The 9,522-nt window shown below is 59.5% G+C and carries 10 protein-coding genes; 3 read left to right on the forward strand and 7 right to left on the reverse strand.

Features of this window, described 5'->3' with window-relative positions; genetic code table 11:
* Nucleotides 1-65: 65 nt before the first annotated feature.
* Entirely contained in the window at nucleotides 66-527 is a 462-nt protein-coding gene (locus tag OIL77_10460) for a DUF523 domain-containing protein (protein ID HJI45814.1), read from the reverse strand.
* A 75-nt stretch (nucleotides 528-602) separates the two neighbouring features.
* Entirely contained in the window at nucleotides 603-2,495 is a 1,893-nt protein-coding gene (gene ftsH / locus OIL77_10465) for an ATP-dependent zinc metalloprotease FtsH (protein HJI45815.1), read from the reverse strand.
* A gap of 92 nt (nucleotides 2,496-2,587) precedes the next feature.
* Between ftsH and OIL77_10470 the strand changes: the two genes are divergently transcribed.
* Together OIL77_10470 and OIL77_10475 are read left to right on the forward strand one after the other, a co-directional pair.
* Nucleotides 2,588-2,686, forward strand: coding sequence for a cob(I)yrinic acid a,c-diamide adenosyltransferase (locus OIL77_10470; GenBank protein HJI45816.1), 99 nt, complete (start codon nucleotides 2,588-2,590; stop codon nucleotides 2,684-2,686).
* A 29-nt stretch (nucleotides 2,687-2,715) separates the two neighbouring features.
* Nucleotides 2,716-2,835, forward strand: coding sequence for a cob(I)yrinic acid a,c-diamide adenosyltransferase (locus OIL77_10475; protein ID HJI45817.1), 120 nt, complete (start codon nucleotides 2,716-2,718; stop codon nucleotides 2,833-2,835).
* Between the two features lie 129 nt (nucleotides 2,836-2,964).
* Here the strand turns inward: OIL77_10475 and OIL77_10480 are convergent, their stop codons facing one another.
* From OIL77_10480 to thyA, 4 genes are all read right to left on the reverse strand, one after another.
* Complete coding sequence (locus OIL77_10480; GenBank protein ID HJI45818.1) at nucleotides 2,965-4,314, reverse strand: MATE family efflux transporter; 1,350 nt, start codon at nucleotides 4,312-4,314, stop codon at nucleotides 2,965-2,967.
* 125 nt (nucleotides 4,315-4,439) lie between these two features.
* On the reverse strand, nucleotides 4,440-5,354 hold the full coding sequence (locus tag OIL77_10485; GenBank protein ID HJI45819.1) for an RNA methyltransferase: 915 nt from the start codon (nucleotides 5,352-5,354) through the stop codon (nucleotides 4,440-4,442).
* Between the two features lie 109 nt (nucleotides 5,355-5,463).
* Complete coding sequence (locus OIL77_10490) at nucleotides 5,464-5,982, reverse strand: dihydrofolate reductase (GenBank protein HJI45820.1); 519 nt, start codon at nucleotides 5,980-5,982, stop codon at nucleotides 5,464-5,466.
* Nucleotides 5,983-5,991: 9 nt separating this feature from the next.
* Nucleotides 5,992-6,840, reverse strand: a complete 849-nt coding sequence (gene thyA / locus OIL77_10495) for a thymidylate synthase (GenBank protein HJI45821.1) — start codon at nucleotides 6,838-6,840, stop codon at nucleotides 5,992-5,994.
* 218 nt (nucleotides 6,841-7,058) lie between these two features.
* On the opposite strand from thyA, the gene OIL77_10500 reads away from it, so the two are divergent.
* Nucleotides 7,059-7,823, forward strand: a complete 765-nt coding sequence (locus tag OIL77_10500) for a DUF134 domain-containing protein (GenBank protein ID HJI45822.1) — start codon at nucleotides 7,059-7,061, stop codon at nucleotides 7,821-7,823.
* A 116-nt stretch (nucleotides 7,824-7,939) separates the two neighbouring features.
* Here OIL77_10500 and ffh read toward each other — a convergent pair whose 3' ends face one another.
* A complete protein-coding gene (gene ffh, locus OIL77_10505) occupies nucleotides 7,940-9,415 on the reverse strand; it encodes a signal recognition particle protein (protein HJI45823.1) in 1,476 nt (491 codons plus the stop codon).
* Nucleotides 9,416-9,522 lie beyond the last annotated feature (107 nt).

Consider the following 9,522-nt stretch of genomic DNA (forward strand, 5'->3'; position numbering starts at 1 on the left):
TATCAAATTCACGGATGATGCCAAAACGGTCACCCGTGAGGAAGTGTTGGGTTCGAGTGCTGCGGTCAATGTTCCAACATGCTGGGGTCGAACTCGCTTGCCGGGATCACACGGTAGCCGTGGCGCAAGAGCATGTCGACGAAGACGCCGTTGCCCGCGGTGAGCGTACCGCTAAAGGTGCCGTCGTAGACGCGGCCCGCGCCGCACGAGGGACTACGGTCCTGCAGGATGCACGCGGCGATCTCTTCCGGCCCACCCGCCTGCTCGCACATGTCGAGCGCACGTTGGGCGCCTAGGCGAAATTCCAGGTCAACGGACACGCCCTCGCAGGTACAGACCTCGCCGTTCACAATCTCGGACGGCTTGCGCGGCGTAGGCAGGCCGCCAAAGACCTCAGGGCACACCAAGAGGACCTCGGTCCCTGTACGCTCGCAGGCCTCGACCAACTCGCGATGATAGTTGTCGAGCCCATTATACTTGCAGCTCTCGCCCATCAAACAGGCACTCACCACGATCTTCATTTCCATCCCTCTCAAGCAAAACGCCCCATTTGAGTAAGCTGCTCAAATGGGGCGTCGGCGTTTACTGGCTCGGCCGCGGCTTTACTGCTGCGTGGGCATCAGCGGATTCTCGCGCGTGAGGAGGTTCATGAACTCCTCACCCGTAATGGTCTCCTTCTTGTACAGATAACGAGCCAGCTCATGGAGCTTAAACTTGTTCTCCTTGAGGATCTGCAGAGCGCGGTCGTGCGCATCCTCGATCAGCTTGGCGACAATCGCGTCCACGCGCTCGGCCGTACCGGGGGCGCAGGTGAGCGACGTGTCCTGGTTAAGGTACGCATTCTGAACGGTACCGAGTGCCATCATGCCAAACTCATCGGACATACCAAAGCGCGTCACCATGTTACGGGCGAGCTTGGTGGCCTGCTCGATATCGTTGGCGGCGCCGGTCGTCATCTCACCAAAGATGAGCTCCTCGGCTGCACGGCCACCGCAATAGACGGCGAGCTTGTCCAGGACCTCCTGGCGCGTGGTCAGGAAGCGCTCATCCTCCTCGACCTGCATGGTGTAGCCCAGAGCACCGCTCGTGCGTGGCACGATGGTGATCTTCGTGACCGGCGCAGAGCCCTTCTGGCGAGCGGCAACAATGGCATGGCCGATCTCATGGTAGGAAACGACCTGCTTCTCGTGGTCGGAAAGCACCGTGGACTTACGCTGTTGGCCGGCAATGACGACCTCCACCGACTCCTCGAAGTCGTCCTGGGTTGCACGCTTGCGACCTTCGCGAACGGCGCGCAGGGCGCCCTCGTTGATGATATTGGCCAGGTCGGCGCCCGAGGCACCGGGCGTGGCACGGGCAATCGCGGTCAGATCGATCGGCGGCTCGGTCTTCACACTCTTGGCGTGGAGCTCGAGGATGTTCTTACGGCCGGTCAGATCGGGCAACTCGACGGGGATGCGGCGGTCAAAACGACCGGGGCGCAGTAGAGCGGGATCGAGACTGTCGGGACGGTTGGTGGCAGCGAGGACAACGATACCCTTGTGGTTATCGAAGCCATCCATCTCGGTCAGCAACTGATTGAGCGTCTGCTCGCGCTCGTCGTTGCCGCTAAAGCCGCCGCCATCGCGCTTCTTACCGATGGTATCGATCTCATCGATAAAGACGATACACGGGGCCTTTTCCTTGGCCTGCTTAAACAGGTCACGAACCTTTGCAGCGCCGCGACCAACAAACATCTCAACGAACTCAGAGCCCGAAATGCTAAAGAACGGAACACCGGCCTCGCCGGCAACAGCCTTGGCAAGCAGGGTCTTACCGGTACCCGGAGGGCCAACAAGGAGAGCACCGCGCGGCAGCTTGGCGCCGATCTCCTCGTAGCGCTGCGGCTTCTCCAGAAAGTCGACGACCTCCTTGAGAGACTCCTTGGCCTCTTCCTGGCCGGCGACGTCCTTAAAGGTCACGCCCACGTCCTTGGAGGCGATCACGCGCGCGCCGGACTTACCCAGTCCGCCGCCGCCAAAACCGCCGCCACCAAAGTTCATCGACGGGCCGTCATCGCCCATAGCCTTCTTCATGCGGCGGTTAAGCCACCAACCGATGAGGAAGAAAATCGCCATGGGAAGAATGAGAGTGAGCAGGTAGTAGGTCATCAAACCCGAGTTTTTATCGGGAACGACCGACTCCAGCGAAGCGCCAGACTCAAGCACGCGATCGGTAAAGCCCGCATCATTCGGCACACCGGTCGTCTTATAGGCGATGTTCTTGTCCTCGCCCTTCTTGGTGTAATAAATGGTGTAATCGTCCGTGTTGTACTCGACCTTGTCGACGCTCTTCTTATCGAGCGCTTTGACAAACGTCGAGTAGTCGGTCTTCGTAATCTGCTGCGTGTGACCGATGTTGGGGAACAGAACGGTCGAGAGCACGAGGTAGACGACGAAGGCGATGAGCACGTAGAGGATCATATTCCGTCTACGCTTGTTGTCATCCATCTCCATCTGCTTGAACTCCATCTACTGGGGTTGATAATGGTTTCTAGAATACCCAACCCAAGCGACGATAAACCGACGCCGGGCACGAAAGGACAGATATGGCATCACTGGAAGTCGGCAAGGTTCAGATCTATACGGGCGACGGCAAGGGCAAGACGAAGGCTGCTTTGGGGCGCGAGAGGATGTCGAGGAACTGATTGCGATAAAGCCCGCCACCACGGAGCTCGTGCTAACCGGCCGCGGCCTGCTGCCCCTCGCAGACCTCGCGGACCTGGTCACCGAAATGCGACCCGTCAAACACTACTTCGACGAAGGCCTCCTAGCCCGTCAGGGCATCGAATACTAATTGATTCGTTTTCCGCCAACACCTACAGCTCATAAGGAAGTTGCGGTGGAATAGTACTTGTTTGACGGTCCGCAAGGGCTTTTCAGGAACTATTTCACCGCAACTTATCAGGGGTATCCGACGGATGAGCTAGGCGGTGGCGCGGCCTAGCCAGTTGCCGCTGTGGTGGTAGATGGTGAACATCGTGGCCGTAATGAGCCAGGTTACGGGGTAGACCAGTAGTAGATGCTCGAGCGACGGATCGAAGGGCATGATCGCAAACACCCAGATCACCCTCAAGACAACGGTGCCAAAGATGGTGAGCATCATAGGCTGCAGACTCACGCCGGCGCCGCGAATGGAGCCCGACGCGTTCTCGATAATCGAGAAGATCGCGTAGAACGGCGCGATGAAATGAAGAATCGTCGTGGTGTACGCCGAAATCGAAGCATCGTCGACAAACAGACGCGACAACGGACCCGAGAACACCAGCAGCACGGCAGACAGGCCACCAATGAGCATAAACGACAGCACGAGCGACGTATGGTAGCCCTTGCGCATGCGCTCGTAGTTGCGCGCGCCAAAGTTCTGTGCCGAGAACGTGGTGATCGACACGCCGAGCGCCTCGGTAACCATCCAGATAATGCCATCCAGGCGCCCAGATAGACCCCAAGCAGTCGTGACATCGGCGCCAAACGAATTAACCGACACCTGGATCAACACGTTCGAGATCGAATAGGCAGCCGATTGAAAACCGAGTGGCAGACCACACGAGATCATACTCTTGCAAATACCGCGATCGATGCCGAGCCTAGACAGCGAAAGACGCCATGCACCCGGAGCGCGCATCATGCGCAACACGATCATCGTTGCATTGGAACAAATGGTCAGCGCCACTGCGATGCCACAGCCCAGCGCCTCCATATGCAACACAGCGACAAAGATGATATCCAGCACCACGTTAACCAGGCAGCCAGAGGCAATGATCACGGCGGGCCCGCGTGTGTCGCCCACGGCACGCAGCAGTGCGGTTCCCATATTAAGCAGCAGTGCCGCAACCATCGCGGCAAAATAACAGCGAGCATAGGCCACGCCCTCGGCCAATAGTTCATGCGGCGTGTTCATAAGCACCAGCATGGGCTCAACGAACACTATGCCAAGAATCGAGAAAACGATACCGCCCACCAGCGCAAGCGTCATGGCCGTATGGACCGAACGGCTCAGACGCTCATCATCGTGCTGGCCAAAAAACTGACCCGTGATAACGGCACAACCAGCGCCAACGCCAACGCAAAAGCCAATGCAGAGCTCGGTGAGGACCATCGTGGTTTGAATGCCGCCCAGCGCGAGCTTGCCGCCAAACTGACCGACAATATAGGTACCGATAAGCGTGTAGGCCTGCTGAAAAAACGAACTAAAAAAGATGGGAACGCACAGCGAAAGCAGCTGCTGCCAAATAACACCCTGCGTTACATCGATAGCCGTAGATTTCTTAGCCACACGCCCTCCCCACACGCATACGTCAAACAACAAAACAGCAATTTAAAACCAAAGCCAAAACCAGCTTAGCACCGACTGGCGGCGACCGAAACACCCCGAATTAGAGCGCGGTGCGAAATATCTGCCTAGTGATACAAACCCGGCTGGTAGTGATACTCATTGCTCACGTGCGGGCACAGCTGCCAAAAGGCGACGGCGCTCGCCGCGGCCACGTTGAGCGAATCGACCCCGTGCGCCATCGGAATGCGCACGGCGCGGTCACAGCCCTCAATGGTCTTGGCTCCCAGGCCGGCACCCTCGGTACCCATAAAGATCGCCAGGCGATCAATCTCCTGCAGCACGGGATCGTCCAACGACACCGAATCATCCGTCAACGCCATGGCGGAACACGAAAAGCCGGCATCGTGCAGCGCCGCCAGCCCATCATGCGGCCATACGCGCGCCTCACTGCCAATACGCGTCCACGGCACCTGAAACACGGTGCCCATGCTCACGCGGGCCGAGCGACGATACAGCGGGTCACAGCACGTAGGACTCACCAAAATGCCATCGACGTTCAGCGCAGCCGCCGAGCGGAAAATCGCGCCGACGTTGGTGTGGTCGACAATGCCCTCGAGCACGCACACGCGCACCGGGCGCTCCCCCGCCGCCTCGACGACGCCGCCTAAGAACTCGGCTACCGGAATCTGACGCGGGCGACGGAACGCCGCGAGCGCACCGCGCGTCACGTTAAAGCCCGTCAGCTGCTCCATAAGCTCCATCGAGGCCACGAACACGGGAACCGGGCCCGCACCTTCGCGTACCGCCAGGCGCTCAAACAGTGGCATCATCTGGTCGAGCCAGCGTTCGCCCAAAAGAAAGCTCAACGGCTCGTATCCGGCGCGCACTGCACGCTCGATGACCTTGGCACTCTCGGCGATAAAAATGCCCTTCTGCGGCTCCAGCACGCAGCGAAGCTCACGCTCGGTCAGTCGCACGTAGGCATCGAGCCGCTCGTCCTCGAGCGAATCGATTCGCAGCACCTCAACGGCATCAGTCATAGCAGCCTGCCCGCACCTTTCTTTACAGCAGATCTATACCAAACGAGGCGACGCTAAGCGCCGCCCCATGCATTCAAATAACCCGATGATACCGTTCACGCCAGACGATTTACGCCTCAATGCGACGATACGTCACGAACTCATAATCGAGACCCTCGTCACCCTCGCCCGCGGCAATCGTGGCAACACCGCCACGCCTCGCAATCTCCCACGCGGGATCGGCATCCAGATCGGGAAAGTACGTATCCACGTCATGCACGCAATGGTTATGCGTAACCTCGGCCTCGACGCAATACGGCAAGAACTGTCGATACACCTCGCCGCCGCCGATCACCCACGCAACGGGTTCATCGGCTACCGCGACGAGCGCTTCGTCAACGCCATGCACCACGTCGACGCCCTCGGCAGCAAAGCTCTCGTCGCGGGTGAGCACGATATTACGGCGATTCTTGAGAGGACGCCCGCCGGGAAAACTCAACAGCGTCTTGCGCCCCATAATGACCGGGCAACCCTTGGTGCATGCCACAAAATGACGCATGTCGGCACGGTTGGACACGACCATGTCGCCCTCGCACCCAATACCCCAGTCATCGCACACGGCGACAATGGCAGAAAGCTTACACGTCATGCGCGTCACCTACACCGCGATGGGAATGTTCTTGACCTGCGGGCCGTGCTCGTAGCCCTCCACGATCAGGTCGTCGGTCGTAAACGCATAGAAATCGTGCACGTCGGGGTTCAGCGTTACCTTGGGTGCCGCAAACTGCGGACGCTCGATAAGCTCGCGGACGATATCGACATGACGATCATAGATATGGGCGTCGGCGATCACGTGCAGCAGCTCACCGGGAATCATATCGACCGACTGCGCGACCATCATCAGCAAAATGGCGTACTGGCACACGTTCCAGTTGTTCGCGGCCAAAATGTCCTGGCTGCGCTGGTTGAGAATCATGTTGAGCGTCGGCTTGTCGTCCTGAGGACGCTGCGTCACGTTATAGGTCACGCTATAGGCGCACGGATAAAGGTGCATCTCGGACAGATCGCTAAACACGTACGTATTGGTCATAATGCGGCGACTATACGGCGTGTGCTTAAGGTCGTACAGCACACGGTCCATCTGGTCGAAGTCGCCCTCGGCGTAATGGCTCTTCTGACCAATCTGATAGCCGTAGGCTTTACCGATGGAACCGGTCTCATCGGCCCACTCATCCCAGATATGGCTGTTGAGATCATGCACGTTATTGGACTTCTTTTGATAGATCCACAGAATCTCGTCCATGGCAGACTTAAGCGCCGTACGACGCAGGGTGAGCGCGGGGAACTCCTCGCGCAGATCATAGCGCGCCGTGACACCAAAGTTTTTAATGGTATAGGCAGGGGTGCCGTCCGCCCACACCGGACGGACCTTTTGGCCCTCGGTGGTGGTGCCATGATCCAAGATATCGCGGCACATGGTTACAAACTGCTGATCAGCTTTGCTCATTGACCCTCCTGTCAGTCGCCTATAAGCGAGATTTATTGTAGCCCAGGCGCGCGAGTGTCGAATTGGACACTTAGTCCGGCACACGCAATGCACGGCAGCGCGGCTCCGCAAGCGGCAACGAGGCATCTTAGCCTTTTTCTGACATATGCCAGAAATGCCTTGCGCCCAACGACTAACGCGTTATCCTATTGTTGACATATGTCAGATAAGGAGTGTGCATGGCAGGGAGACGCGAAAAACTGCGCCGCGTCGGGATCATCCCCGAATACCGCGGCTTCACCCCCGATGGCCTGGCCAGCGGTGATGCCATCGACATGACCGTCGACGAGCTTGAGGTGCTGCGCCTGTGCGACCTGGAAGGTCTCAACCAAGAGGCGGTCGCCCAGCAGATGGGCATCGCCCGCGCCACGGTGGCGGCAATCAGCAGTCGCGCGCATCGCAAGGTGGCAAACGCGCTGGTCAATGGACGGGCGATCGTCATCGAAGGCGGCAGCATCGCGTACTCCCCCATCACCACGACGACGGCCGCATGGCCAGCAAAGGAGGTCGGCACCATGAGGGTGGCAACAACGTACGACAACGGCAACATCTTTATGCACTTTGGCCGCAGCGAGCAGTTCAAGATCTACGACATCCAGGATGGCAAGGTGCTCAACGAGCAGGTCGTAGGCACCGGTGGCACCGGCCACGGCGCCTTGGCGGGCCTGCTTGCCAACGGTGGCGTTGACACGCTCATTTGCGGCGGTATCGGCGGCGGCGCTATCAACGCGCTTGCCCAAGCCGGCATCACGGTCTATGCGGGCGCCCAGGGCAGCTGCGATGCCTGCGTCGAGGCCCTCATTGCCGGCACGCTCGCTCAGACCGGCGAGGCCACCTGCGACTGCCATGGTCATGACCACGAGCACACCCGCGAGCATGGCGAGTCCTGCGGCTGCCACGGCCATCACGAGCACGAGGGCCACGAGGGCTGCAGCTGCCACTAACGACAAGCACCTCGTCGAGAATACGCTTCCGCGCGTGCGACAATCCACGAACAAACGGCGAAGGCCGCCTGGAGTACCATCCAGGCGGCCTTCGCCATACACGACTCAACCAGTCGTTATTTCCTATTGCGCATCTGCGCTTCCATCTGGCGCAGCAGGTCCATATCGGACTTAGGGCCGCCCGTTCCCAAGCCGCCCATGCCGCCCAGACCCATGGCATCCAGACCGGGAATATTGGGCATGCGCATCTTCTTGCCCTTCTTACCCTTTTTGCCCTTCTTGCCGCCGGCCTGCGCCTGATTGGCCATCGTGCGCATGCGGCCCATCATCTTGTTCATCTCGCCCCACTGCTTCATAAGGCTATTGACCTCGGTGGGGGTCACACCGGCGCCCTTGGCAATGCGGGCACGGCGCTGGCCGTTGATGATGGAGGGGCGAAGGCGCTCCTCCTTGGTCATCGACATGATGATGGCCTCATTCTTGTCAAAGATGCCCTCGTCCAGGTTGCCGCCCATCTGGTTAAGCGCGCGCTGACCACCGGGGAGCATGCCCAGAATGCCCTTCATGCCGCCCATCTTCTTGACGGCCTTCATCTGGTCGAGCATGTCGTTCATGGTAAAGCCCTCGCGCAGCATGCGCTCGGCGGCCTCGAGCTGCTCGGCATCGGCGGCCTCCTGGGCCTTCTCGATAATGCCGACAACGTCGCCCATACCCAGAATGCGCTTGGCCATACGATCGGGGTAGAACGGCTCCAGCGAATCGGGCTTCTCGCCCATGCTCACAAACTTGATGGGCTTGCCCGTCACCTGGCGCACGGAAAGCGCGCCGCCGCCACGGGCGTCGCCGTCGAGTTTGGAGATGATCACGCCGTCAAAGTCGGTGCGCTCGGCGAAGGTCGAGACGACATTGACGATATCCTGGCCGGTCATAGCATCAACGACCATCAGCACCTGATCGGGCTTGACGGCCTTCTTGATGTCCACGGCCTCCTGCATCATCTGTTCGTCGATCTGCAAGCGACCGGCGGTATCGACGATGACCACGTCACGCAGGTGGTCGACGGCCTCCTGAATGGCGCCCTTGGCGATGTCGACCGGGTGCGCACTGTCGCCGCGGAAGACCGGTACACCGATCTCGCCACCGAGCGTGGCCAGCTGGTCGGCAGCAGCGGGACGGTAGACGTCGCACGCGGCGAGCAACGGCGAGCGGCCCTGCTTCTTGAGCAGGTAGGCCAGCTTTACGGCAGCCGTGGTCTTACCGGAGCCCTGCAGGCCCACAAGCATGATGACATTGGGAATGCGGTTGCTAAAGACGAGCTTGCTCTCGGTTGAGCCAAGCATCTCGGTGAGCTCGTCGAGCACAATCTTGACGACGTTTTGCGCCGGCGACAGCGACTCCATGACCTCGGCGGTCATGCAGCGCTCCTTGGTCTTGGCGACGAACTCCTTGACGACCTTAAAGTTGACGTCGGCCTCGAGCAGCGCCATGCGAATATCGCGCATGGCCGAAGTAATATCGGCCTCGGTCAGCTTGCCCTTGCCGCGCAGGCGGTCAAATGTGTCGTTGAGGCGATCGCTCAGGGAATCAAACACTAGTCACTCCTTAATTGGACTCGCCCACCAGGGCGCGGCAGAAATCTTTGGCATTGAACTCCTGCAGATCATCGACCTGCTCGCCCACGCCCACGCGCAGGATCGGG

This window comes from Coriobacteriaceae bacterium (assembly GCA_025993015.1).
Taxonomy (GTDB): domain Bacteria; phylum Actinomycetota; class Coriobacteriia; order Coriobacteriales; family Coriobacteriaceae; genus Collinsella.

Coding starts and splice junctions, on each gene's coding strand:
- OIL77_10460 (HJI45814.1), bottom strand. CDS start 527: ATGGAAATGAAGATCGTGGTGAGTGCCTGTTTGATGGGCGAGAGCTGC.
- ftsH (HJI45815.1), bottom strand. CDS start 2,495: ATGGAGATGGATGACAACAAGCGTAGACGGAATATGATCCTCTACGTG.
- OIL77_10470 (HJI45816.1), top strand. CDS start 2,588: ATGGCATCACTGGAAGTCGGCAAGGTTCAGATCTATACGGGCGACGGC.
- OIL77_10485 (HJI45819.1), bottom strand. CDS start 5,354: ATGACTGATGCCGTTGAGGTGCTGCGAATCGATTCGCTCGAGGACGAG.
- OIL77_10490 (HJI45820.1), bottom strand. CDS start 5,982: ATGACGTGTAAGCTTTCTGCCATTGTCGCCGTGTGCGATGACTGGGGT.
- thyA (HJI45821.1), bottom strand. CDS start 6,840: ATGAGCAAAGCTGATCAGCAGTTTGTAACCATGTGCCGCGATATCTTG.
- OIL77_10500 (HJI45822.1), top strand. CDS start 7,059: ATGGCAGGGAGACGCGAAAAACTGCGCCGCGTCGGGATCATCCCCGAA.